We start from the raw sequence: 23,946 nt of genomic DNA on the forward strand, positions 1-23,946 counted from the left end.
AGCATAAAATGACCTGAATCCAATAATGAAATTTTTCATAATATTCAAAAAAACTTTTTAAAGTTGTACAACCATGATAGAATAGTCAATGAGGTGAAACTATGTTCATTCTTTATATGTTATTTGGCTATTTATTAGGCTCAATTCCATTTGCGTTAGTTATCGGGAAAGTCTTCTATCATACGGATGTACGCAATTATGGCTCAGGCAATCTCGGCGGCACCAATGCCGGCCGTGTACTCGGCAAGAAAGCAGGCATTGCCGTCATTGTATTAGACGCGCTGAAATGCGTACTGGCAATCTATCTTGTCTCACTCTTTGATAAGCAGGCATCGATCTGGTGCGGTCTTGCCGTTTGTATCGGCCACTGTTATCCAGTATTTGCACATTTTAAGGGAGGAAAAGCAGCTGCCAGTATGTTTGGCTTCTTATTTGCGGTTTCATTATTTACTGTTAATAACTTTCTCTGCTTCCTGATTCCCTTTCTCTGTTTCATGATCTGTCTTTATTTTTCAAAGATGGTTTCCTTGTCATCGATGGTCGCATCGCTGACTTCAACGCTCTGTCTGATTTTCTTCAAAGCGGAGACTTCGGTTATCATTGCCTCCCTGCTTATGGCAGTATTAATTATCTATCGTCATCAAGGCAATATTAAAAAGATTTTAAATGGCACAGAAAATAAAGTAAAGTGGTTATAAGAAACTGGCAGCACGACTTCTAATGTCATACTGCCAGTTTTTTTAATGTCTTTCAGGAAATACAAAATCGATCAGCGCCGCATTCAGAAAATCATTAAAGGGCTTCATCAGCCTGCATAGCTTGATCGTCTCGGCAATGAAAAGCTCGCGCTCAGCAATCAGCTCATCTTCAATAAAGGCTTCCAGATACCAGCTCTTATACCGCAGATATTCACCGACTTTCGCATCCTCTTCATAACCCTTAGGCAGCTTTTTCAGCTTTGTGCCGCCAACCTTAAAATACTTGCGGAATTCAGAATCATTGATGATTGCCAGAAAAGCATCGGGATTTTGCTGGATATGACTGCGAATCATCGTGGTCGCGTCATTAAAAACATCTGCGAATAAACCGCCGCCGATAAATGACTGATTCTGTGAAGTCAGTGAAATATAATAACCAACCGGTATCGGCAGCTTGCCGCCCGTTGATAAATGCGCGCGGAAGTTTGGATTGTAAAGGCTCTTATCCTTGCTGAAACGGGTATCCCGAACCATCCGATAGGTAAGCTCTTTGGGGTCCATGAAGCTTAATTCACCTTCATCAAGCCCCAGTAAAAGATCACGAAGCAAATCATAAAAGCACTGCTGAGCAGCTTGATATTCTTTTTTATGTTCATGCATCCATTCCTTATTGTTATGCTGCTTCAGTTCATTGATAAAATTTAATAATTCAGCGGTATTCATGCTGTCTCTCTCCCCTCATTCATCACTTCATTCAGCTGTCTGCTTTGCAGCAGTTTTTTTAAAAATTCTTTGATTTCAAGATGTGAGCAGAAACGTACTTCCTCACGATAAACATCTGATATTTCATCTAAATCTTCCATATTTTGAATAAAGTTCTCTATCTTAACATGATCACTGTATTCAAGATGCTGCGGATTCAGCCGGTGGGTTTTAATCGCAACGCCCAAACGTTTTTGACAGCTGCAGCTATCCTTATTGACAAGGCCGCAGTATTGTTTAAGAAAATCGCCCACCTTCTTACGTGAACGTGAAAGCCGCTGCCGATAGTTCTCCGCACTGATATTCAGGATATCCGCCGCATTCTGACTGTCAAGCTTAAACATCGTTCCCAGTATAAAGATACAGCGGTCTTCTGGCTTCAGGCATTGCAGCATGACATTAGTACATGACAATTTCAGCTCATCAGCCAATACTTCATGATCAACACCGCATGTATCCTTTTGCGAAGCTTCAATATAACCTGCCTCAATATCCTGCCCCATGATTTCAAAGCTGAGCGGCTGATCGGCAAACATGCTTTTACGGGTAGTCAGCAAGGTATTGACGGCAATCCTATATACCCATGTCGAAAAGGCACTTTCCTGACGGAAAGCAGATAAATTGCACATTACCTTGATTAATATTTCCGAAGCAGCATCCTCCGCATCAGTAACGCTGCCCAGCATTCTTAACGCCAAGGTAAAAATCTGATCCCGAACACTCAGCAGTAATTCTTCAAGTGCGCCACTGTCACCTTGAATGGCAGCTTGAATTAATTCCTGTTCATTTTTCTTGTCCATAATTCCATCTCCTTTATAAGTTAGACTTCAAAGCAGTCAATTTGTGACATCTTTTTTTTATTTTTTTTGAAATCCTGTTTTAATAAGCATACCATAGCATTTAAACCTTGGCTTCAAAAAAATGAAAACCCCCATTAAAAAAAGCAGGTTGCCCTGCTAATTGATTAATTCAATCATATTATTTTCAATACAGTGGGATAAAGACAGCGTCTTGGACTCCATCTCAAAGCGCACTGTGATTTTACCCTCGGAAAGATTTGATATGATTCCCTTGCCAAACAGTTTATGCTGAATCTTAGCACCGCGCCGCAGTCTTGCAGCCGGCTTATTCGTCTCCTCAGCAACCTCACTCTCAGCTTCCTTGGAACATAATGTATACATAAAATCTGACATTCTCACCTTGACCTGCGCAGCAGCCTTATAAGCTATCAGCTCTAAATGATTGCCGGCTCTTGACATTAAATACGCAAACAAAGAGATTTCCTGCGGATAATCTGGATGTGCCTTGCCGACAAGCGGGAAGCTTGTATTGATACAATCTAAAAGATAAACGTCATCAAAGCTTTGACCAAAGGCATTCTCCGCCGATGTTAAAATCAAAGGTGCTGAAGCGTTAGGATGTATTTTCTTCAATTCATCAAGCCGGACAAGCAGCATATCCGCTTTCGGATAACGTTTCGCAAGCAGCAGCATCGTGCTGTAAAAATGGATATCCGCAGCCAAACCATTGCGCTTCAGATATGCCGCATAACCAGATTCCTCATGGATAAATTCAAGCAGCCGGTAAGCATTCATATCCTTAGCCATGCGGATAGCTTCTAATGAAGAAATAATTTTTTGCTTCTGAGCATTCCGCATATTGCATTCCAGCATTGCCTGATATACATCAAGCTGCGGATTTACCAACATAATTTCTCTGACTTGTTTTGCCTGATTTGCCGTTAAACCAAAATCCAGCTGCTCATAAACATCCATGAATGCATTAAGATCATGAGCATTCATAAACAAACGCATAATTGACAGCAATTCATGAGCCGTGTCATTCTCCAGCATCAGCGCCATTGAATCATGCAGCTGGAACGGTACCGCCATCTCCAGCAACCGATCAATCAGCAGCAACGCTGTTGATGAATGCCGATAAATCAATGCCGTTTCCTTTTCCGCACTGATATTCTTAAGCAGATAATCCATCATCAGCTCTTTATCGCGAAGCGCCTTAAAAGCGACTACATCCGCCGCTTCATTACCGCTGTTTAATGGCTTCTTAACCAAACGGCTCATACATTCAGTAATCGTTGCCGGTGTATGATAATCAACAGCCGCCTTGATCCATAAAGGATTGTCATAAGTGGTATTAAAAGCATCATAAGCCTGCGGAAATGCGCCCTGAGCAAATCGGAACGTATTATCGCGATTGATGGCAAAGAAAATACTCTGCAGATCAGCAGCCAGCTGTTTAATGAGAAAATGATCCAGAAAAGACAGATTTTCCGCATCATCCAGCATCAGATGCGTCAGTCTGAGATCACATGCCTCTAAGCTGTAAGCCTTACTCGTCAACAGCTGTAAGGATAATGAACGGACATCCATGAGATCTCTGATTTCATTATTTTTCTTTAGTTTCTTTAATGCCTTTACTAAATAAGCAAGATCGATCTGATCAAACATTTTGCCATTGATTTCACTCTCCGGCAGCATCATCGCATCGCATTCAATCAGCTTATCAATTAGTTTAGCCAAGCGTTCACTGCTTAAATGCACACCAAAGGCATCCTTACAGATTTTTTTCACAAAACGATCCATCCGTTTATAAATACGGGCTGATTTAATACCATTTTGTTTTTCATAGCCGAGAACCAGCTTCGCGCAGAGACGATCCAGTGTTGTGATTAGGGGAGCCTTTAGCTCAGGATGCTCATAATTAAACAAACGCTGTGTTTCTTTCACACAGTATTCATTCGCACACAGAATTAAAATTGATTGTGGAATCACCCCTGATTCAATCAAGCGCGCTGCCCTTTCGCGAATCAATGTGCTCTTTCCAGAACCTGTACTTCCCTCAAAAACACAGGCACCTCTATCGTGTACAAGTGCCTGCTGCAATTCATCGTTAAATAATGTCTTCAATCCTCTCAACCTACCTCTACTCTAAAAATGCATACTTTATAATCATACTATATTTTTACTGTATTTGCCAGTAAAACTTTTACTTCAGCCATTGCTGGGTGAAGGTATCCACCGGTGCCGGGCGGCCGTAATAATAACCCTGAATCAGATTACAGCCAAGCTGAACCAATAATTCAACCTGTTCCTTCATCTCCACACCCTCAGATAATGACGTAATATTCATTTCTGCACAGAAATCGATCACACTCTTTACAACACTCTTGGATACATGATCCTGACAAATGCCGTCCACTAAACTTTTATCAAGCTTCAGCACATTCATATCCACCTCTGTCAGTGAAGCGAGATTTGTATAGTTGGAACCAAAATCATCCAAGGATAACAAAAAGCCCTGTTCACGAATCTGGCGGGTGATGATTCCCATCAATTCCCGATCCAGCATGTCTGTGCTCTCAGTAATTTCAATTTCAATCAGTGAATGCTCAATGGCATGCTCATCGACAATTTTCAGCATCTTTTCAAGAATCTTGTCATCAGCAATTGTCAGCCGGGAGAAATTCACAGAAATCGGTATGAGCTTTATACCTTCTTCACGCCATTGATTTAAAATCAAACAGGCTTGTTTCAGGACATATAGATCAAGAACTTCAATGATCCGCTCTCTTTCCAGCAGATAGATAAAATGACCCGGCGGAATCAGACCATGCTTTTCATGCTGATAACGAACTAATGCCTCAGCACCATAAATCCTGCCGTCAGAGGCATAGACCTTCGGCTGCAGATAAACGACGAAGCTGCCCATCTCTATACTCTTAATCAATTCCTGACGGATATAAGAATAATGCCGGTAATCATCCTTCTCACTGTTCTCATAATAATGCTGCTTATTCAAATACATCATTTCATCAGCCTGCCGGGTTAATTCACGGATATTGAAATTGGTCTCACTCCATGCATAACCCATCGATACTGAAAAGCTCTCATGTGTTTCTATCTGCATTTGTATACTGCGGATTCGCTCACGGAAATCACGGATATCTAAATTCTGCGCGATAACGACAAACTCATCGCCGCCAAGCCGAAACAGATCTCGCTGATTAAAATATTCACTTAAAATTTTAGAAAAGCGCAGAATAGCCAAATCGCCGATATCATGTCCTCTTGAATCATTAATGTGCTTCAGATCATTGATATCACAATAAAGGATACCCAATGATTTCAATTTTACATCATTTAATTGAAGAATATGATCCATATACCGGTTACGGTTATTAAAACCAGTCAAGCCGTCATGATAACCCAGAAATTCAAAATGCTTATGCACATGCTGGCGGTCAAGCTCAGCTTCGATGAACGTTACCAATGAGTTAAACAGCGAACGGTCAAAACCAGGCCTCAGCATTGGATTAATGATCATAATATAACCGAGAGTCTTGCCCTCTTTATGCAGTTCTACCATCATTAGAGCTGAAACATTATACTTCATGCAAAGCTTTTTTACTTCTGAATCCGTTTTATCAACATTATCAATCATCAGCTTTCCTTTGCTGTCACATGCGGCAAAAAGACACTTGTACGCATTTGCGTCTGCCTTAGAGAAAGCGTTTGCCTCCCCATCATCGTACCATGCATAAGACTTCGTAATTGCAGATGCTTCTGTTTCAAACAGCTGGGCGCCAGCCGCCTGATAGTATTCAGCAAGATTTTTCAGCACCTGATGCATTCCCGCATCAAAATCTGTGCATTCAGAAAAAATTTGAATGCATTCCACCAGTTTTTCACGGCTTTCCAGTTTCTTGGCAAGCTGTGTACTGATCACCTCTTTTTCAGTAATATCTACAGCAATCTCCATTTTCAGCTTCTTCCCATTTAGCTTAATCATTTTATCTTTTAATATAAAATGCCGCTGCAGATTATCATTATAATGCTCCCAGACAAGAAATTGCCTTTCATTTAAAATCTTATTAGTACAAAATTCACAAGGGTGCTCCTTCCCCTGCAGAATCTTATAACAAGGCAACCCTTTATACTCCTTTATCGGGCTATTTTTCAAGCCAGCCCGGTTAATAAAATAGACTTCATATGTATCAGGATCAGTAAGATATACCACATCCTCTAATTCGTCCAGAATTGCCAGTTCGTCCATGAATACAGCCTCCCCCATGTTATTATCATTCTACCATTTCTAAACGCAAAAAAGAATAGGTTTGCCCTATTCTTCATCAATACAGTCGGCAAATTGTGAATTATACAGATCCGCATAGAAGCCTTGCTGCTTCATCAGCTCATCATGACTTCCCTGTTCGATAATATCACCATGATTAATAACCAATATGCAGTCCGCATTCCGGATCGTGGAAAGCCGGTGAGCAATGACGAAACTTGTACGGTTCATCATCATATTTTTCATTGCTTTTTGAAGCATGATTTCAAGTCTTGTATCAACACTGCTGGTTGCTTCATCAAGAATCAGAATCGGCGGATCAGCAAGAATCGCGCGGGCAATAGTCAGCAGCTGCTTTTCACCGATACTGATATTATTTGCCTCTTCATTTAATACTGTCGCATAGCCATCCGGCAGTGTTCTAATGAAATGATGGATATTGGCTACTTTAGCCGCATTCACAACCTCTTCACGGGTTGCATCAAGCCGGCCATAGCGGATATTGTCTTCAATTGTACCGCCGTAAAGCCATGTATCCTGTAAAACCATACCAAAAATGGAACGCAGATCATCGCGTCGCATATCCTTTATATCGACACCATCAACCTTAATGGAACCGCCATTCAATTCATAAAAACGCATCAAAAGATTAATTAATGTCGTTTTACCGGCACCTGTCGGACCGACAATCGCTATCGTCTGACCGCTCTTGACTTCTACATTCAGATCCTTAATCAAGATTTTATCTGGTGTATAGCCAAAGCGTACATGTTCAAAGGAAACATTCCCCTTCAGACATTCAACACAGAGCGGTGTTTCACTTTCCTTAACCTCTTCCTCAGTATCAAGAATTTCAAAGATACGGGCGAATCCGGCGGCGGCTGCCTGAAGTGTTGATGACAGTTGGGAAATTGAATTCAACGGCTCGTTAATCTGCCAGATATAACGGATAAAAGCCTGCAGATTTCCCACTGTGATAGCACCGGAGAGTACATTTAAAGCCCCCATCATCGCCATAATACCAATTCCCAGATAAGTAACCAGTGAGATCAAAGGACTCATCAGTGATGAAATAAATTGTGCCTTAAAGCCTGACTGACAAAGATTGTTATTAATTTTTTCAAATTCTTCAATCGCTGTCTGCTGACGGTTATACAGCTGAATTTCATCGAAGCCGGTATACATTTCAGTAATTGTGCCATTCATCGCACCATAAGCATCCTGCTGACGTTTAAACAAACGCTGTGAAAAATGTACGATGATACGAGAAATCAGCAAAGAAATCGGTATGATCAGCATTGTACATAATGCCATTGTCGTATTGATTCTAAACATCATTGTCAATGCTAAAATCACTGCCAGAATGCCATTCAATATTTGTGAAAAGCTCTGCTGGAGCGCGTTGGATACCGTATCGACATCATTAGCGATCCGTGACATTAAATCGCCGCTTTCATGCGCATCAAAATAAGCAATCGGCAAATGATGAATTTTCATTTCCACAGCATTTCGCAAATCGCGCATCATTTTCTGAATTGCATCCGTCAGCATAAAACCTGACAGAATATTAGAACCCTTTTGAATCAAATACATAATTGCCAAAAGAATGATTGTCTGTAAAACATAGGCAAAATTAACACCGCTTTGAGTACCAGCCTTCATTGCCAGCACATCATTCATTAAAGAGGTAGTAATCCAGCCTTCGACTGAAGGTGTCAGCGCCATTAATACACTGGCAGTTACCAAAAAGACAATAGCACCTAGAAAAAGCCATTTATAAGGAGAAACAAACGGTTTGATCCGTTGGTAAGTCAATTTTATTGATTGTTTCATCGTGCCAATTCCTCCTCGCTGAGCTGAGAAGCCGCAATTTCCTGATAAATCGTACAGTTCTTCAATAGCTCATGATGCGTGCCATGTCCAACGATTTTTCCCTCGTTCAGCACAATGATTTGATCCGCATCCATGATCGTAGAGATTCGCTGTGCGACAATCAACGTAATCGCATCTTTTGTTTCTTCTTTCAGATCAGCGCGCAGACGGGCATCAGTTTTAAAATCAAGCGCTGAAAAGCTGTCATCAAAAATATAGATTTCCGGTTTAATCAATAAAGCTCTGGCAATTGATAACCGCTGCTTCTGACCGCCGGATACATTCGTACCACCCTCGGCAATCGCTTCCTCAAACTGATGCGGCTTCTGAGTAATAAAATCATAGGCCTGTGCAACCTGTGAAGAATGAATTACCTCATCCTCAGGCGCATCCAGACGGCCAAAACGGATATTGCTGCCGATGTTGCCTGAAAACAGCAATGCTTTCTGCGGAATAAAACCGATACGCGAACGCAGTGCTTTTAAATCAAAATCACGGATATCAACATCATCGATGCGGATTGAACCGCGGGTGACATCATAAAAGCGTGGAATCAGGTTAATCAGTGTTGACTTGCCAGAACCGGTTGAGCCGATAAAAGCCACCGTTTCACCCTTTTCAGCCTTAAAAGAGATATCCTTTAAGACAGCCTCTTCGCCATTTGGATATACGAAATCTACATGATCAAATTCAATTTTACCCTTTATCGGCGTTTCTGTTACCCCATTCTCAGGATTGACTATACTGATGTCAGTATCAAAAACAGCCTGAATACGGCTTGCGGATACGGCCGCTCTTGGATACATGATAAATACTGTACAGAAAAGCATCATTGAAAACATCGCATGGAAACAATATTCAAGGAAAGCCGTCAGCTGACCGACGCTGAGTGTACCAACATTAATCATATTAGCTGAAAGCCAGAAAATAATCAGAATGACCGCATTCAGCATTAAAAAGAATAAAGGCTGTGTAATCGTCATCAGCTTAAACAGCTTTCTTGATGTATTCGTATAATCTTCATTAGTCTGTGCAAACCGCTGCATTTCAAATTCATCATTTCTAAACGCGCGGATGACACGAATGCCGGTAAGGTTTTCACGGGTTACCTGATTCAGCTTATCAAGGCCTTTCTGCTGACGGGTTGATAGCGGATCGGCTTTTTTCGCAACAATATAAACACCGGCTACAATAAATGGAACCGAAGCCGCCAACACTAACGAGAGCGGCAGTGAATTCTGAATCGTCAGCACCATGGATACGATAAACATAACCGGTGTCAGCAAAGCTGTTCTCAGCAATACATTTACGAATAATTGTATCTGAAACGCATCATTATTTGTTCGGGTTATCATACTGGATACCCCAAACTTATTGAATTCCGCATGGGAAAACTGCTGAACGCGTCTAAAGATATCTGAGCGGATATCACGGGTTATGTTGATTGAGATGCGGGCGCTGCAATAACCGAGACAAATCGTTCCAAATACACCCAAAACAGCAATCAGCAGTATCACCAGTGTGCGCTCTTTTATAAACTGAGGATCCTGATTGGCAATTCCCTGATCGATCATCTGCGCAACTATCGTTGGAATGCCAAGCTCTACCAGCGCAAAGCCAAACACTGACAAGAAATCAAAAAGCAGAAGCTTTTTATAACGTTTTAAATACTTTAAGATCAGCTTCATAAGTTACTCCTTTAAAAAGAAGGAAGAAGCACGCTTCTCCCTTTTCATTCATTTTGAATTCTAACACACAGCTCTCTTAAAGTCAATGCGGCTGTAAGGACTACTTATATACCGCATTATAATCCGTTAATTCAATATTATGATTATCAAGCCAGCTTCGCAGCCGTGAATCACATAAGACTTGAAGATCTCGGCAGCGCTGGATCGTCAATGTAGAATTATCAAGGATATAAGCATCTACATAACCAGGATGAAAATGCATCACATTAATTTCATACGGACTGGCCAGCAGACCAAAGCCCTCTGTATTGATAAAATCTTCAACACACATACCTCGATGCAGCGCAAGCATGTATTCGTTGTTTGCCATCACCAACTCATGTGCCGGCTTCAGACTATCAGTTTCCTTATCCAGCAAAGCCATACAATGAATGCCTGTGTTTTCACTAATTTCCAGAAAAGCCTTATTAATCGCATCTGTACCTGCAGAATGACCCTCAAAATGATTAGGAGCATGTCCTGTCAATGCTTTAAATCTTGCCATCTGCGCCAATGTTTCAGTTTTTGCGTCCTCATAGCTTACTACTACATGTCCTTGACATTTAGTATCTAGCGGGCTGGTTGGTGCCCATTGCACAGAACGATAAAATTTCCCATTTTCATCAACCATCGATGGTATCATGTGCGGATCACTCACCGGGTACCCTGATACAAAATTAGTATGTTGGGTAAGATTAAGATCAGGATACTCTTTAGCCAGCTTTACTGCATGAGGTGCTGCTTCCATGTTACTCATTAAAGAAGCAACTGTCACTATGCCCTCTTTATATGCCTTCATCACACCATAATTATACGCTTCACTAAAACCAAAATCATCGGCAACAACAATAAGTTTCTTTTTCATTTTATTTATCCTCACAAAAGGCAATTTCATTCAGATATGCTTGATTAAATAAATCTGTATCCTTTTCCGTATTATAAATCATACGTCCTTCACTGTATGTATAACATGCTTCATAATTATTATTTATCACGACAAAGTCAGCATCCTTGCCAATTGCCAGTGAACCCTTGTGATCGCCAATGCCGTAAACCCGCGCAGGATTTAAAGAAGCCATTTGAATCGCTGTTTCCATTGGTACTTGAAGCTGTTCCACTAAATTGCCGATGCCGGTAAGAACAGGCTTTGTAGAACCGCATAAGCGTCCTGTATCAGAGAGACAATACCCTTTTTCATCAATATTGACAGCCATACGGTTATCTTCATTCACAGTTAACATATAACGCCCTACCGGAGCGCCGCTCAAAGGTGTATTATCCGAAACCAGCATAATCTTATCTGGTGTTTTACAGCGCAATATTAAGTCAATCATTTCTTTTGATACATGCATAAAATCGCAAATTAATTCATTATTGACATAAGCATCAAGAATACAAGCACCTAAACCACCCATTCTTCGATGATGAATACCGCTCATAACATTTGCTGTATGCGTTGTTACTGTAATACCCTTACGAAAAGCTGTGACTGCTTCTTCATAATTGCAGTTACTGTGGGCAAAAGCTACACGAATACCCTTCCCTTTAAAATATGCAATCGCTTCATCAGCATGCGGCAGCTCAGGTGCCAATGCAACCAGCTTTAAAACTCCGCCTGCCTCATCTACCATTTTTTCAAGCAGTTCATCGGTAATTTCCGGATGACCCGTATCTATCCCCTTTTCACCTACTCGGTTTAAAAAAGGACCTTCCGAATGTATACCAATAATTTTTGCGCCATCTAATTCAAGGCTTGCCATCTGCGCTAAAGTTGCAAAAAAAGGTAAATCAGCCGTCGCGAGAACTGCAGTAACACCCTGGGATGCTAAACCCTTTAAATAGCCTCTGACATGAGCTTCCTTATTCTTCACATCACCCATAATTGTATAGCCCATCGTGCCATGATTATGGGTATCAAAAATGCCTGGTATGATACGATAGCCTGTATAATCAATAACTTCATCAGTGCCTGCATCAATCAGAAAATCATAGATTTTGCCATTTTCCACTTTCATATATCCGCTGAAGCAGCCATCTTCAGTATATATTTGATCTGACTTATAAATCATTGCCACATCCCCTTTCTTTAGAATATACCTACAAATGCACCTAACAGTGAAATAACTAATATAATCAAAATCAACGTTGTAGGACGAATTCCTTTTTTAATTAAGTGGACAAGCCAGAACAGCAAACATACAGATAAGAACCCTGGGAATATTGAATTTAATACATCCCCAACAACTAATGATGTCTGACCAATATTCAATGTCCAATTAATTGGCACATTAACCATTTGTGCCGTCATCGCACCTACCATCATGATACCTAAAACAGAAGCCGATTTAGTAAATGCTCCCATCAAACCTGAATTAAATATCATATCGATAAATGATGTACCATAAATATAACCCCAATTTACAAAGAAATATTTACAGACTGATTGTGAAACACCATAGATTAATACAAATAAAATTGAACCTAAGATATTTCCCTCAGCGCATAATCCTATTCCGATACCGGCAGCGATGATACGCAGGCAATTAAAGAATAAACTGTCAAACATACCAGCTGTTGGCCCCATCAAAGCTGCTTTTACACTTTCAATTGTTTTGCCATCCACTGAATTGTTTTCTTTATGCTCTTTTTCCATTGCGTAAACAAGGCCAGCGATAAAAGCAAATGGTACAGCATGTGTATTGAAGAATTGCTGTGAACGTGCATATGCTTCTCTTTTCCCTACTTCATCATCCTTATAAATATGTTCAATAGCAGGAATCAACGTCATCGTCATACCGTTTGCTTCCAGCTTAACCATATTCGCTGAAACAAAAGTTAAATGTGAGCGAATAAACATCGACCTGAGAATGCGTTTTTCATCCTGATTTAAAGTTTTCTTTTCCATTAGAAGAAATCCTCCTCATCGCTGATTACCTGAGACGATGATGTAATCTGATTTTTTAAGTCCACGATCCGTTTTTCATTCATAAACATCGTTATCGCAATTACAATACCAACAATAGCAATTGGCAGCGTTCCCATACCTAGATAAACCACCATCACATAACCCAAAAAGAAAAAATAACCAATTTCTTTTGACCAGATCATTGATGTTAAAATTGCGAAACCGACCGCAAGCATCATACCGCTGGCAGCGCCTAAGCCAGTCATTACCCAAGCTGGCAAAACCGCTAAGAAAGCCTGCAGACTTTCAACCCCATAAGCTACTGCAAAGAATAATACGACAGCACTGACAATCGGTGTCAGCAGATTGACTAACATGACCTGTATTTCAAAATTTTTAATATTGCCGCTGCCTGCCAACTTTTCCCAATAAGGCGATAAAGCTCCCCAGACTGGTGTAAACAATCCATTAATTGAAGCCATTGCTGTTCCAATTGGTAACGATAAAGCGAGTCCGGTTTCCATATCGGCACCAGTTAGAACAGTAAACGCAACTGCAATGATACTGCCCGTTGTTACATCCGCAGGCACTGAACCGCCGATTGCTGAAATCCCCATAAATACTGATTCCAAAGCCGCTCCCATTACAATTCCAGTTTTAAGATCACCAAGCAGTAATCCCGCTAACGGCGCTACTACTATTGGCCGCATTAAACATTGCCATGATAAAATATACGTATCAAGTAATAAAATAATCCAATAGAGAATACTCAACTTCATTGCATCGATAATCATAATGCCATCCTCCTTATTTAATTTTCAGCACTTTTGCTAATGGTTCCGGATAATCTTCCGGAGTTGTTTGATAAACACATTCAATTCCAGTTTGCCGAAATATCTTTCTAACTTTTCCTATTTTACAGGCTTTTCAGCCCATTCATTAGTGAAATGATATGTATTTTCCCTTATTTTTGCCCTTATGAGATAATCGTAAGGGAAATAAGGGAAAGTTTTATTTAGTCGTTGCCTGCCACTTTATCAAGTAACTTTGCGGATTCCCGCTTGGCTTTTCTTGTGGAATGGGCGTAGACATTCATTGTGGTACTGACATCTGAGTGTCCTAACAGTTCCTGTACATCTTTCGGAGCTGCTCCATTTGCCAGAAGGTTGCTTGTGTAGGTGTGTCGCAACTGGTGAAAATGAAATCCTTCAAATCCATCCAGTTTCTGAGCAATCTTCCTGCAAACAATTCCTAACGTGCTTGGCAGTTCCAAACTTCCATCCGGTCTTAAGCAGACAAAGGATATTTCCTTATAATCTTCTGGAACGTTCTCTGTTCCGTCCAGATGATAGAACTCATAGTAAACTCTGTTTTTGTCTTTTACTTCTCTGTAGTAGTTTTTGTGGTAAAGTTCTCCGTACTGCATTCGGTTTTTAAGCTGTTCCTTTCGGGCATTGCGAAGAATCTCAGTCAGCGTATCTCCAAAATCAACAATCCTTACTTTCTTTCGCTTGGTTGGTCCGATGATATTCTTGTGCCTTGAACCATCATATCGGATACTGCGTCTGATTGTAAGGCACTGTTCTTCAAGATTCACATCCTGCCATGCCAGACCACACGCTTCACCGATACGAAGTCCTGTATAATAAGCTATCTGGATTGGAAGAATTGCCGGTGGATTGTAATCCTGTAGAAATTCAATCAGTCTTTCATAATCCTCTCGTGGAATTGGCTGTATATCGCCATCCATGTCATCATCGGAAAACAGGTCAACCTCATCCGTCTGGTATTTCAGCTTAATATACTGCATCGGATTGAAAGTGATATATTGCTTTGGTGATACTGCAAATCGGAATGACTGCTGTAATACTGCCGAGAAAGAACGGATGTAATCTTTGCTGTAACCTTTTCTTTCTGAACCATCGGGATAAGTGCCACCAAAGGAAAGCAGATCGAAGAAGGCTTGTAAATGCTCAGATGTTACATTTTTCAACTTTCTCTCTGAAATTGGATGCTTCTTGATGCTGGTAATAGCACCGAGGTAATTCTGGACTGTCCCATTACTGAGCGTACCGGTCTTTAATTCTTCCTCTGCCCATATATCAAGTAATTCTCCAACTGTAATATTTTCCGACTTTGCAATGAATTTCTTGCTTTCGTAATCGTCCATTGCCTGACGGAGCAGTTTTTCCGTTTCACTTTTGCTTTCTGTTCCAGCGTATTCTTTCTGAACCAGATTGCCGCTTGCATCTTCTACATAGAAGCGGTAGTACCATTTCTTTCCTTTTTTTCTTACAGATCCTTTTGCCATAATCGTGTGTCTCCTTTCGATATCAGACAATCGGAACTGATGAAATGCTTCTTGCGTGTAGGCATCTTATGGACAAGTCCATAAGCCAATTCGCCGCTCGTCAAATCTGTAAACAGCCTGACTTGCTCGTGCTCATTGTATCATAACTCCGGTTGTCGTTCTATACCGAATCGGAATTCTCATACAAAACTTTTGATAAAAGATTTTCAAGCCTTTGTTCTGCCATTTCCGGTTTCTTGGAATAGAGCCTTACAATATCTGCCATATCATTAAAGGCATTAACGGTATGGGTGATCTCCCGGAGAAACATAATCTCGTTATATTCATCATTCGATTCAAATCCCATTGCCTTTGCAATATCCGCTTCATTCGTGTTGCCCTTGTAATTCTTGCAGGCAAACTGGAATGATTCCAGAAACAGGTTATATTGCTTTAACATCAACAGCAGTAAATCTTTGGAAAAAGCATCTTCCTTTTTACTAAGGTCGAGAGGTAACTGTTTGAGAATATCGCCCATTGCATCACGAATCTGTAATTCTTTCTTATCCGTAATATCGGTTTCGTATTCATCGGTTTCCCCCTTGAGCCATTCAATAGATACATGAAGTGCTTCCGAAAGACCTTCCAGCACCATCTTTTTGGTATTGTCAATCGAACCATTCTCATAACGCAGGATTGTGGAAGCGGTAACTCCCATCTTCTCTGCAACATAAGGCTGTGTCAGATTTAATTCCAGACGACGCTGTTTTGCCCTGCTACCTATCAGCTTGCGTAGTTCTTTATCTTTCATGCTGATTGCCTCCTTTTTCGGTATGTATGAATTATAGCATGTACCTCACATGATTGCAATATGCAATTTAATGATTATTTTTAAAATTTCATAACGCTTGACAACGCAATATAAAACCGCTACACTAACAGCACAACAAAAATTGCATAATGCAATTTATAAGGAGGTGACAAGATGACGGAAAGAAAGATTGCATTATCCATCGAGGAAGCAGCCGACTATACAGGAATTGGCAGAAACACTTTGAGAAAGCTGGTTGAATGGAAGAAGCTTCCGGTATTAAAGGTCGGAAGAAAAGTCCTTATTAAAACTGACATTCTGGAAAAGTTCATGGAAGCCAACGAGGGGCGTGATCTGAGGGATAAAGGAAATGTAAAAGCTGTCACAAGAAATGTGGCAACTTAAAAAGGCGGCTTCCTAAGAAACCGCCAAAGGTTCTATCAGACCGAAGCCATGATATACCTACACGCAAGAGGATTATACCATGTGCTTCTCCTGATATGCAACCGGGAACTGTTGTTTATCGGAAAAAGAAAGGATGAAGACGATATGGCGAAATCAACAAAGACTTATGAAGAAAGAATACGTGCATTAGAGAAAAAGGAACAGGAAAGCATTGAAGCTACAAAAAAGCTCATTGCACAGCGGAAGGAACTGGAAAAGCGAAAGAAAGCAGAGGAAAGTAAAAAACGAACCCACAGGCTCTGTCAGATTGGTGGCGCAGTGGAATCGGTTCTTGGCTGTCCGATTGAGGAGGAAGATTTACCAAAGTTGATAGGCTTCTTAAAAAGGCAGGAAACAAACGGAAAGTTTTTCTCAAAGGCGATGCAGAAAGAGCCACTTACAGATATGGAGGAAGTGTAATGGCGGAGGGAGTGGTTTTTCCATTCCCTTCATTGCCTTTGAATGAAGGGCGCACTTATGGACAACCAGAGGTCGTCCTTATAAGTTTGCCACAAGTGGCAACCGGTCTGCGCTTACGCTTGCCGGGCTCGTTCCGTCGGCGGGGCTTTCAGCCAGACCTGCTCATGCCGCAGGGGGCACTCTTGCGCAGAGGGCGTTCCGACAGCTTCACTTCTGCCAAACCAGAAGAAGATGCTGTCGGAAATCAATGCCGGATACGGCAGAAAGGGGGAATCGTATCATGGCGATATTTCACTTTACAGTAAAGATTGTCGGGCGCAGTAAAGGAAAATCTGTCATATCCGCATCGGCATATCTTAATGGAGATGTGATGAAGAATGAGGAAACAGGCAGAATCAGTTACTATACTTCCAAAAAGGAAGTCGTCTACACCAGTCTGATGATGTGCGAAAATGCACCTCCTGAATGGCTGCATGTACCGGAAGAAAATATAAAAAGGTTTCAACAGTCTATCCGTTATAAAAGAGCGGATGATAAAGATGCCGCACTGGAAAAGTTTAAAATCACATTTCAGAAACAGCGTCTATGGAATGAGGTATTGAAGATAGAAAAAAATGCAGATGCACAGCTTGGACGCTCATTTGAATTTTCCCTGCCGAAAGAATGGAGCAGACAGGAACAGATTGATTATACAACCGAATATATTCAAAAGACTTTCGTGGATAAGGGAATGTGTGCCGACTGGAGCATACACGATAAGGGCGATGGAAACCCACATGTGCATTTACTTGTAACCATGCGACCATTCAATCTGGATCATTCATGGGGCAGCAAAGAAGTCAAGGACTGGGATTTTGTCAGAGATACTGACGGAAATATCGTGGTTGATGAATCCCACCCGGACTGGTGGCAGGATAAGAAAAATCCTGATCGGCATGGAATCCGCATTCCGGTACTTGATGAAAACGGAGTACAGAAAGTCGGGGCAAGAAACCGAAAACAATGGAAACGGGTTCTGACCGATGCTACCGGCTGGAATAATCCAAAGAATTGTGAGTTATGGCGAAGCGAATGGGCTGGGATGTGTAACCGGCATTTATCCATAGACAATCAGATTGACCACCGCTCTTATGAAAGACAGGGCAAATTAAAAATCCCTACGATTCATGAGGGTGCGGATGCAAGAAAGATTGAGGAAAAATATCTCACCGGACAGATAAGGAAAGGTTCATGGAAGGTAGAGGAAAACCAGATGATTAAAAAACAAAATGCACTACTGCAAAAGGTAATCACAACCTTTGGTAAGGTATCCGGTGCATTGTCAATATGGAAGGAGTGGTTGAATGACATTAGAAGAAAGCAAAGAAGTAATTCCCATGATGGAAGCAATGATTACACAGATAGAGGAACAGCAGAATATCATGGCAGAGATGCTTCAGGAGATACAGGAAAAGGACGAGAAGCTGATGTGCTTTCAGGAGCAGGAAGAACGATTGCAGCAATTAGAGAAAGAATTGCCAGAGCTGCTACAAATCTTACCGGATACAGAAGAACTGTTGATGCTTCTGGAAGAAAAGACAGACCAGATACAGAAACTCACAGACGAAAATCAGCAATGGCAGGAATTGGCACAGAAATTGAACAGCGAGAACCGGCTATTGCAGAAACAGAACAGCGAATTACTGAACTTGAACAGCAATTAGAGAAAGGAAGGTTGATTGATGAACGAATTAAGAAACTCAAAGAACGACGATCAACTGGAAGAACTGCTAATGCTGACGGAGCAGATGCAGGAAGAACTCGACCAGAAAGACCGGACTATCAGGAAACTGAAAGTGCAGCTCGACGAATCGCTGACCTTGAACGAGAGGTTAAACAGCGAGAACAGAGCAGGGAACATTCAAGCCTTAAAGAACGACTTGAGGAAAACAAAAGAATTGTTGCAGAGCGAGAAAGAGAAAACGCACGCTGCCGAAATCATGACAGAGGAATGTCAAGATAAGCTAAGGCAGGCAGAACAGGAACGGGACTATGCACTCTCTCATCAGAAAAAAGTAGAGATACCGGTTGAAAAGCCGGTACTCTATCAAAAGTGTCAGAATTGTAATCAGACAGCTTATCTGAAAGCCAAAGAAAAGTATGATACGCAGAGGGAAAAACTGGCAGGCAGATATAAAACAAAAACAGTCATGTATGAAGCATTGATGTTTCTGCTGATATGGTATTCCGTATCAACTACTCTTTTCCAGATGATACGGTCAAAAATATTTATTTCTGATTGCGTGGTATTCTTTGATACAATCGAAACTTTCACACAGACTATTGCTGGCTGGATTGCACTGATAGGAAAGAATGTGGCACAGATTAGTAATGGAATATCCAATCCTGTCATTGACAGAATTATATACTGGCTGATAAGAATATTGATTTGCGGTGGATGTCTGGTGGGTGCGGGAATACTTGTAGCGTTTATAGGGATAAAGATTGCAGGGCTATATAAGAAATACTGTTGGGATATGATTACCATACTGGTAACACTTATAAGCCTGGAAATAGCAATCTACTTTGGAGATTGGATAAAGACAGTCTTGCCGATCAATATGCTATTTCTCTTATTATTGGTGCAACTGGTATATGTTGGAATTAGGTGGTATGTAAAAGGATGGCAAGAAGCCAGAGGATATTATTAAAAAACTATTAGAAACTATTCATATTTACTTTCGTGCTAGGACAGATTATTCTAAAAATTCAGTGATGAGCATGCACATGAAATCTTACTTCGTTTAGGTACGAAAAAGGGCAATGGAAACTTTGTGTTCAGATGAGCTCTCACTATCTTGGTAACAACCGCAAGCAGCAGTGGAATATTGACGATGCATTCCGTATATATTCCACAACACATGGCTAAGCCCGACTAGAATGTGGGTGAAAAATTTTACAAGCGCCAGAGTTCCCTCTGGCGCTCATTTTACTTTCGCTGTGCGTTTTTTCTGTACTCTAATGGCAACAATCCCGTGCTTTTTCGGAATAATTCTGCAAATCGGCTTGAAGTGGAATAGCCTACTGTTTGGGCAACTTGCCCGACTGTCAGCTCTGTATATGCCAGCAGATATTCTGCTTGGCTCATGCGCCGCTGTTGAACATATTCCGTGATGGTGCAGTCGTAGTATTTCTTAAAACAGCTTTTGAGCTTTGTTGTTCCCATGCAGGCAATCTGTGTTAGCCGTTCCAGAGGAATATCAAAAGCATAGTGATCGCTAAGATAAGCGGCAACTATTTGGAGATTTTCAATATCCTGTTGAGAGAGCTTATGGGCTGGTTTATCAGGATGTTTCTTCTGATATTCCACCACCATTGAAACAGCTTCTGCAACTTTACCCTCATAAAAAAGTCTTGCTGCAATCCCTTCCCCGCGATAGTCTTTGATTTCTGTGAGTAACCGTGACATTTCTGGAAAGTCGGATGTTTGGTCGATCTTCCGAAATGCATCCACAGGATTGATCTGTGCCTCCGGGTACAGTTTTTTCAGGTAGTCCTCATAATATGCCGGTGCAATCTCAATCCCAACCGAACGGATTGGAATATTTTTATGTATCAAAGCCTTGTATGGAGTGTAGCCTCCAATAAATGTTTTGATACAACCGGCAGACAGTCTACGGTATGGAGATAATTCCTCCCCGGAAATAGAGTCATACCGAGTGATACTCAAACATTCCGGCATGGAGCATTCCAACATGAAATCTTCGTGGAAGGAAAAGTTATGGATTTTAATATCATATAAGTCTTTCTGTCCATAAGCCCAGTAGGTGCCTTCTCCAACTTCGGGAGAAAGTTTCCAGCAGTCACCTAATGCCCCATATTGCTGGTTGTCTGGGTCACGGATAAAACCGTGTTCAATTAGTAGCGGTGTATAAAACTGGTCAATAATTTCAGACATGAAAACAGACCGCCTCCTTTTTGCAACGATTAGACGAACTTTTGAAAGGAACAGACGAACATTGCCGGAACCTATTGAATGTTGTTCGATAAATGCGTATTGTATTAGACGAAGATTAGAGGTATCTAACCGAAGAATATCACAAACCACTTGTCGAGTCAAGACAATGAAAGGTAGGAGGTCAAAATGAGTAATCAAGTAAATTCTATGAACAAAGGTCTGACAGTGAAAGACCTTGTAACAACAGGTATTTTTACTGCACTGTTATTTGTTTTTGTATTGGTGGGCGGTGTCTTTTTTGCAACGAATCCTGTACTTACTTTTTTCATGCCAGCAGGAGGTGGGCTGCTTGCTGGCCCCATTTATCTTTTGCTGATTGCAAAAGTACATAAGCGTTGGAGCCTTTCTATAATGGGCGTTATCATGGGTATTATTTGGTTCGTGACTGGTATGCACTGGGCTTTTGCATTGGGCTACATGATCATGGCGATTGTCGCGGACTTTGTTGCTGGTGCAGGGCAGTACAAAAGCAAAAAACTCAACAGCCTGTCTTATATCCTGTTCTCTCTCGGTGGCACTGGTTCATATATCGTGTTCTTTGTTGACCCAAACGGCTGGGCGCAGACCATGCTGGGGAACGGAACTGAACAGAGTTACATCGACACCATGCAGGCAACTGCAAATACCGGCATCCTGATTGCCATGTTTGCTGCTGTTATCATTACATCTGCAATCAGCGCTTTTGTAGGCTGCAAAATGCTGAAAAAGCAGTTTGAAAAAGCAGGTATTACAGCATGAGCGGTAAACGCCATAAGAAAGAGCTTTGGCTCGACCCACGGGCCAAGCTCTTTCTTATTCTTATGTGTGTTTTATCGTCCATGTTTGCGCCCTCACTTGCATATCAATTTATCCTTGTTATGCTGATTGCGATATTGGGGGCTTTCTTTGGAAAGTGGAAATATGTCATTAAGGCTGTATGCTTTTATGCGGTCATCTGTGCCCTGACAGTTTGGATCATGGCAGAAATGACAGGCACGCTGCGGACAATGTTTATTGCCTTTTTAGGCTTGTTTCATAAGGTCTATGCGTGCGGAACCTTGGCTGGGATTGTTCTGACTACTACAAAAGTCAATGAGTTCCTGTCTGCTATGAACCGTGTCCGCGCACCCAAAAAGTTAGTAATTCCTATGGCAGTTATGCTGCGGTACATTCCAACTATTCAAGAGGACTGGCGCTATATCACAGACGCTATGCGAATGAGAGATGTTTCACCATCTCTGGCGGGCTTTTTAACACATCCGGGCATGACGGTTGAGTGTATTTATGTGCCTTTATTGATGGCAGCTTCAAAAGCGGCGGATGATCTTTCTGTTGCTTCTGTCACTCGTGGAATTGAAAATCCCAATCCACGCACCTGTCTTGTCCAGATAAAATGCGGAATTTCCGATTGGGGCGTCATGGCCGTTGCCGTAGCTTATCTGATTTTTGAATTATGTGTGCGAGGAGGTGTGATCGGTTGATTGAGTTTGAAAATGTATCGTTTTCCTATACGGGGCAGGAACATGGTGGGCTGCGCGACATCAATTTGAAAATTTCGGACGGAGAATTCGTCCTGTTCTGTGGCCGCAGCGGGTGCGGAAAAACAACGATTACAAGGCTGGTGAATGGACTGATCCCTCAGTTTTATCAGGGGGAGCTTCATGGCCGTGTGCTGGTAGATGGTCAGGAAATCAGCAATATCCCCATGTATCAGATTGCCGCTAAGGTTGGCTCCGTTTTCCAAAATCCACGGACGCAGTTTTTCAATGTTGATACAGACAGTGAGATTGCCTTTGGAATTGAAAATGAAGCTCGCCCTCCTGAGAAATTGGCTGAGCGAGTAGAGCAGACAACTGAAGATTTGCATATTCAAAAGCTGCGAAACAGAAATATTTTTGAGTTGTCCGGCGGAGAAAAGCAGAAAATCGCCTTTGCTTCTGTTTATGCCATGAACCCACAGATTTATCTATTGGATGAACCATCCTCTAATCTGGATATGACTTCGATCCAGGAACTAAAGGAACATTTGCGGCTGATAAAAAAACAGGGAAAAACAGTTTTGATAGCGGAACATCGTCTGTACTACCTGATGGAGTTGGCTGACCGAATTGTTTATCTGGAAAAAGGAGAAATCAAAGGAATATACACCCCGGAAGAATTTTGGCAGCTATCTGAACCTGATCGTGAACACATGGGGCTGCGAGCTGTTGATCTACAGGCGGTATTCCCGCAAAAAGCCCACTTGCCTGCGCCTACCCCTGTATTGGAGCTGCGGAATGTGACGCTCCGTTACAAGAAGCAAACAATTTTGCATGACATTGAGCTATCCGCCGGAAAGGGCGAAGTGATTGGTGTTGTCGGCCACAACGGAGCTGGAAAGACTACATTTTCCCGCGCTCTCTGTGGGCTTCACAAAGACTGCGATGGACAATTTTTGTGGGAAAGCGAGCCGATTGAGCGTAAGGAAAGGCTGAAACGCTCTTACATGGTTATGCAGGATGTGAATTATGAACTTTTCGCTGACAGCGTGGAGGCAGAGTGCTCCTTTGGTATACGCAATCCAGATCAAACACTGGTAAATGCAACTTTGGAGGAATTAGGCCTTACCCAATATCGGGAGCGCCATCCAAACACGCTTTCTGGCGGTCAAAAGCAACGAGTAGCTGTAGCTGTTAGCATGATTTGTGGGAAAGATCTGCTGGTATTCGATGAACCGACCAGCGGCCTTGATTTTGACAGTATGACGCAGGTGGCGGGACTGATCCGCCGGTTGTCCAATATGGGAAAGGTTATTTTCATTGTCACCCACGATTTTGAATTTGTCTGCCGTACCTGCTCCCGTGTCCTGCATTTTGACGAGGGCGAAATGCCCGATGATGTACCAGTTACAATGGATGCCCTCCCGAAATTGAGAGAGCTGTTCTCTGTTTCAGATGGAAAGGAGAGGTGA

At 41.7% G+C, this 23,946-nt stretch carries 21 protein-coding genes; 8 read left to right on the plus strand and 13 right to left on the minus strand.

Features of this window, described 5'->3' with window-relative positions; all coding sequences use genetic code 11:
• Nucleotides 1-101: 101 nt before the first annotated feature.
• Complete coding sequence (plsY, locus tag DWZ33_RS01935) at nt 102-698, plus strand: glycerol-3-phosphate 1-O-acyltransferase PlsY (protein WP_022937571.1); 597 nt, start codon at nt 102-104, stop codon at nt 696-698.
• Nucleotides 699-740: 42 nt separating this feature from the next.
• Here plsY and DWZ33_RS01940 read toward each other — a convergent pair whose 3' ends face one another.
• The 12 genes from DWZ33_RS01940 to DWZ33_RS01995 all read right to left on the minus strand — a co-directional run bounded on the left by DWZ33_RS01940 (nt 741) and on the right by DWZ33_RS01995 (nt 16,156).
• Complete coding sequence (locus tag DWZ33_RS01940; RefSeq protein ID WP_118453602.1) at nt 741-1,421, minus strand: DUF2461 domain-containing protein; 681 nt, start codon at nt 1,419-1,421, stop codon at nt 741-743.
• On the minus strand, nt 1,418-2,260 hold the full coding sequence (locus DWZ33_RS01945) for an RNA polymerase sigma factor (protein ID WP_118453603.1): 843 nt from the start codon (nt 2,258-2,260) through the stop codon (nt 1,418-1,420). Before DWZ33_RS01945 ends, DWZ33_RS01940 begins: the two co-directional genes overlap by 4 nt.
• A 156-nt stretch (nt 2,261-2,416) precedes the next feature.
• Nucleotides 2,417-4,387 carry a UvrD-helicase domain-containing protein gene (locus DWZ33_RS01950; protein WP_182425472.1) on the minus strand — a complete coding sequence of 657 codons (1,971 nt, stop codon included), beginning with the start codon at nt 4,385-4,387 and terminating at the stop codon, nt 2,417-2,419.
• A 79-nt stretch (nt 4,388-4,466) separates the two neighbouring features.
• Nucleotides 4,467-6,533 carry a putative bifunctional diguanylate cyclase/phosphodiesterase gene (locus DWZ33_RS01955; protein WP_182425474.1) on the minus strand — a complete coding sequence of 689 codons (2,067 nt, stop codon included), beginning with the start codon at nt 6,531-6,533 and terminating at the stop codon, nt 4,467-4,469.
• A gap of 66 nt (nt 6,534-6,599) precedes the next feature.
• The gene (locus tag DWZ33_RS01960) at nt 6,600-8,384 is read right to left on the minus strand and encodes an ABC transporter ATP-binding protein (protein ID WP_118453606.1); all 1,785 of its coding nucleotides are present in this window, start codon (nt 8,382-8,384) and stop codon (nt 6,600-6,602) included.
• A complete protein-coding gene (locus DWZ33_RS01965; protein ID WP_118453607.1) occupies nt 8,381-10,111 on the minus strand; it encodes an ABC transporter ATP-binding protein in 1,731 nt (576 codons plus the stop codon). The genes DWZ33_RS01960 and DWZ33_RS01965 overlap by 4 nt, the downstream gene beginning before the upstream one ends.
• A 100-nt stretch (nt 10,112-10,211) precedes the next feature.
• A complete protein-coding gene (locus DWZ33_RS01970) occupies nt 10,212-11,015 on the minus strand; it encodes a ChbG/HpnK family deacetylase (protein ID WP_182425476.1) in 804 nt (267 codons plus the stop codon).
• A gap of 1 nt (nt 11,016) precedes the next feature.
• Nucleotides 11,017-12,219, minus strand: coding sequence for an N-acetylglucosamine-6-phosphate deacetylase (locus DWZ33_RS01975; protein WP_118453609.1), 1,203 nt, complete (start codon nt 12,217-12,219; stop codon nt 11,017-11,019).
• A gap of 17 nt (nt 12,220-12,236) precedes the next feature.
• Nucleotides 12,237-13,055: a PTS system mannose/fructose/sorbose family transporter subunit IID gene (locus DWZ33_RS01980; RefSeq protein WP_022937555.1), complete on the minus strand. Its 819-nt coding sequence runs from the start codon at nt 13,053-13,055 to the stop codon at nt 12,237-12,239.
• Nucleotides 13,055-13,849 (minus strand): PTS mannose/fructose/sorbose/N-acetylgalactosamine transporter subunit IIC, encoded by a 795-nt coding sequence (locus DWZ33_RS01985; RefSeq protein ID WP_022937554.1) that lies wholly within the window; start codon nt 13,847-13,849, stop codon nt 13,055-13,057. The genes DWZ33_RS01980 and DWZ33_RS01985 overlap by 1 nt, the downstream gene beginning before the upstream one ends.
• 221 nt (nt 13,850-14,070) lie before the next feature.
• A complete protein-coding gene (locus DWZ33_RS01990; protein WP_118374692.1) occupies nt 14,071-15,366 on the minus strand; it encodes a tyrosine-type recombinase/integrase in 1,296 nt (431 codons plus the stop codon).
• Between the two features lie 160 nt (nt 15,367-15,526).
• Nucleotides 15,527-16,156 (minus strand): helix-turn-helix domain-containing protein, encoded by a 630-nt coding sequence (locus tag DWZ33_RS01995; RefSeq protein WP_118374693.1) that lies wholly within the window; start codon nt 16,154-16,156, stop codon nt 15,527-15,529.
• Between the two features lie 174 nt (nt 16,157-16,330).
• On the opposite strand from DWZ33_RS01995, the gene DWZ33_RS02000 reads away from it, so the two are divergent.
• From DWZ33_RS02000 to DWZ33_RS02020, 4 genes are all read left to right on the plus strand, one after another.
• On the plus strand, nt 16,331-16,561 hold the full coding sequence (locus tag DWZ33_RS02000; RefSeq protein WP_003505382.1) for a helix-turn-helix domain-containing protein: 231 nt from the start codon (nt 16,331-16,333) through the stop codon (nt 16,559-16,561).
• 144 nt (nt 16,562-16,705) lie between these two features.
• The gene (locus DWZ33_RS02005; protein ID WP_014080633.1) at nt 16,706-17,020 is read left to right on the plus strand and encodes a hypothetical protein; all 315 of its coding nucleotides are present in this window, start codon (nt 16,706-16,708) and stop codon (nt 17,018-17,020) included.
• A 280-nt stretch (nt 17,021-17,300) separates the two neighbouring features.
• Entirely contained in the window at nt 17,301-19,022 is a 1,722-nt protein-coding gene (locus DWZ33_RS02015; protein WP_118374694.1) for a MobA/MobL family protein, read from the plus strand.
• Nucleotides 19,000-19,710 carry a DUF6040 family protein gene (locus DWZ33_RS02020; RefSeq protein ID WP_118374695.1) on the plus strand — a complete coding sequence of 237 codons (711 nt, stop codon included), beginning with the start codon at nt 19,000-19,002 and terminating at the stop codon, nt 19,708-19,710. The genes DWZ33_RS02015 and DWZ33_RS02020 overlap by 23 nt, the downstream gene beginning before the upstream one ends.
• 278 nt (nt 19,711-19,988) lie before the next feature.
• Here the strand turns inward: DWZ33_RS02020 and DWZ33_RS02025 are convergent, their stop codons facing one another.
• Nucleotides 19,989-20,957: an AraC family transcriptional regulator gene (locus DWZ33_RS02025; RefSeq protein ID WP_015524535.1), complete on the minus strand. Its 969-nt coding sequence runs from the start codon at nt 20,955-20,957 to the stop codon at nt 19,989-19,991.
• 186 nt (nt 20,958-21,143) lie between these two features.
• Between DWZ33_RS02025 and DWZ33_RS02030 the strand changes: the two genes are divergently transcribed.
• The 3 genes from DWZ33_RS02030 to DWZ33_RS02040 are packed head-to-tail and all read left to right on the plus strand — an operon-like array spanning nt 21,144 to nt 23,946.
• Nucleotides 21,144-21,755 (plus strand): MptD family putative ECF transporter S component, encoded by a 612-nt coding sequence (locus tag DWZ33_RS02030; RefSeq protein WP_009203546.1) that lies wholly within the window; start codon nt 21,144-21,146, stop codon nt 21,753-21,755.
• Nucleotides 21,752-22,477, plus strand: coding sequence for an energy-coupling factor transporter transmembrane component T (locus DWZ33_RS02035; RefSeq protein ID WP_015524536.1), 726 nt, complete (start codon nt 21,752-21,754; stop codon nt 22,475-22,477). The genes DWZ33_RS02030 and DWZ33_RS02035 overlap by 4 nt, the downstream gene beginning before the upstream one ends.
• The gene (locus DWZ33_RS02040) at nt 22,474-23,946 is read left to right on the plus strand and encodes an ABC transporter ATP-binding protein (protein WP_014078544.1); all 1,473 of its coding nucleotides are present in this window, start codon (nt 22,474-22,476) and stop codon (nt 23,944-23,946) included. The genes DWZ33_RS02035 and DWZ33_RS02040 overlap by 4 nt, the downstream gene beginning before the upstream one ends.

This window comes from Dielma fastidiosa (assembly GCF_003475485.1).
GTDB lineage: Bacteria > Bacillota_I > Bacilli_A > Erysipelotrichales > Erysipelotrichaceae > Dielma > Dielma fastidiosa.

Bases quoted from the DNA above. Each gene is read 5' to 3' on its own strand.
- DWZ33_RS01990 (WP_118374692.1), bottom strand. From the start codon at position 15,366: ATGGCAAAAGGATCTGTAAGAAAAAAAGGAAAGAAATGGTACTACCGC.
- DWZ33_RS02015 (WP_118374694.1), top strand. From the start codon at position 17,301: ATGGCGATATTTCACTTTACAGTAAAGATTGTCGGGCGCAGTAAAGGA.
- DWZ33_RS02020 (WP_118374695.1), top strand. From the start codon at position 19,000: ATGACAGAGGAATGTCAAGATAAGCTAAGGCAGGCAGAACAGGAACGG.
- DWZ33_RS02005 (WP_014080633.1), top strand. From the start codon at position 16,706: ATGGCGAAATCAACAAAGACTTATGAAGAAAGAATACGTGCATTAGAG.
- DWZ33_RS01980 (WP_022937555.1), bottom strand. From the start codon at position 13,055: ATGGAAAAGAAAACTTTAAATCAGGATGAAAAACGCATTCTCAGGTCG.
- DWZ33_RS01965 (WP_118453607.1), bottom strand. From the start codon at position 10,111: ATGAAGCTGATCTTAAAGTATTTAAAACGTTATAAAAAGCTTCTGCTT.
- DWZ33_RS02030 (WP_009203546.1), top strand. From the start codon at position 21,144: ATGAGTAATCAAGTAAATTCTATGAACAAAGGTCTGACAGTGAAAGAC.
- DWZ33_RS02025 (WP_015524535.1), bottom strand. From the start codon at position 20,957: ATGTCTGAAATTATTGACCAGTTTTATACACCGCTACTAATTGAACAC.
- DWZ33_RS01975 (WP_118453609.1), bottom strand. From the start codon at position 12,219: ATGATTTATAAGTCAGATCAAATATATACTGAAGATGGCTGCTTCAGC.
- DWZ33_RS01995 (WP_118374693.1), bottom strand. From the start codon at position 16,156: ATGAAAGATAAAGAACTACGCAAGCTGATAGGTAGCAGGGCAAAACAG.
- DWZ33_RS02035 (WP_015524536.1), top strand. From the start codon at position 21,752: ATGAGCGGTAAACGCCATAAGAAAGAGCTTTGGCTCGACCCACGGGCC.
- DWZ33_RS02000 (WP_003505382.1), top strand. From the start codon at position 16,331: ATGACGGAAAGAAAGATTGCATTATCCATCGAGGAAGCAGCCGACTAT.
- DWZ33_RS01955 (WP_182425474.1), bottom strand. From the start codon at position 6,533: ATGGACGAACTGGCAATTCTGGACGAATTAGAGGATGTGGTATATCTT.
- DWZ33_RS01970 (WP_182425476.1), bottom strand. From the start codon at position 11,015: ATGAAAAAGAAACTTATTGTTGTTGCCGATGATTTTGGTTTTAGTGAA.
- DWZ33_RS01985 (WP_022937554.1), bottom strand. From the start codon at position 13,849: ATGATTATCGATGCAATGAAGTTGAGTATTCTCTATTGGATTATTTTA.
- plsY (WP_022937571.1), top strand. From the start codon at position 102: ATGTTCATTCTTTATATGTTATTTGGCTATTTATTAGGCTCAATTCCA.
- DWZ33_RS01945 (WP_118453603.1), bottom strand. From the start codon at position 2,260: ATGGACAAGAAAAATGAACAGGAATTAATTCAAGCTGCCATTCAAGGT.
- DWZ33_RS01940 (WP_118453602.1), bottom strand. From the start codon at position 1,421: ATGAATACCGCTGAATTATTAAATTTTATCAATGAACTGAAGCAGCAT.
- DWZ33_RS01960 (WP_118453606.1), bottom strand. From the start codon at position 8,384: ATGAAACAATCAATAAAATTGACTTACCAACGGATCAAACCGTTTGTT.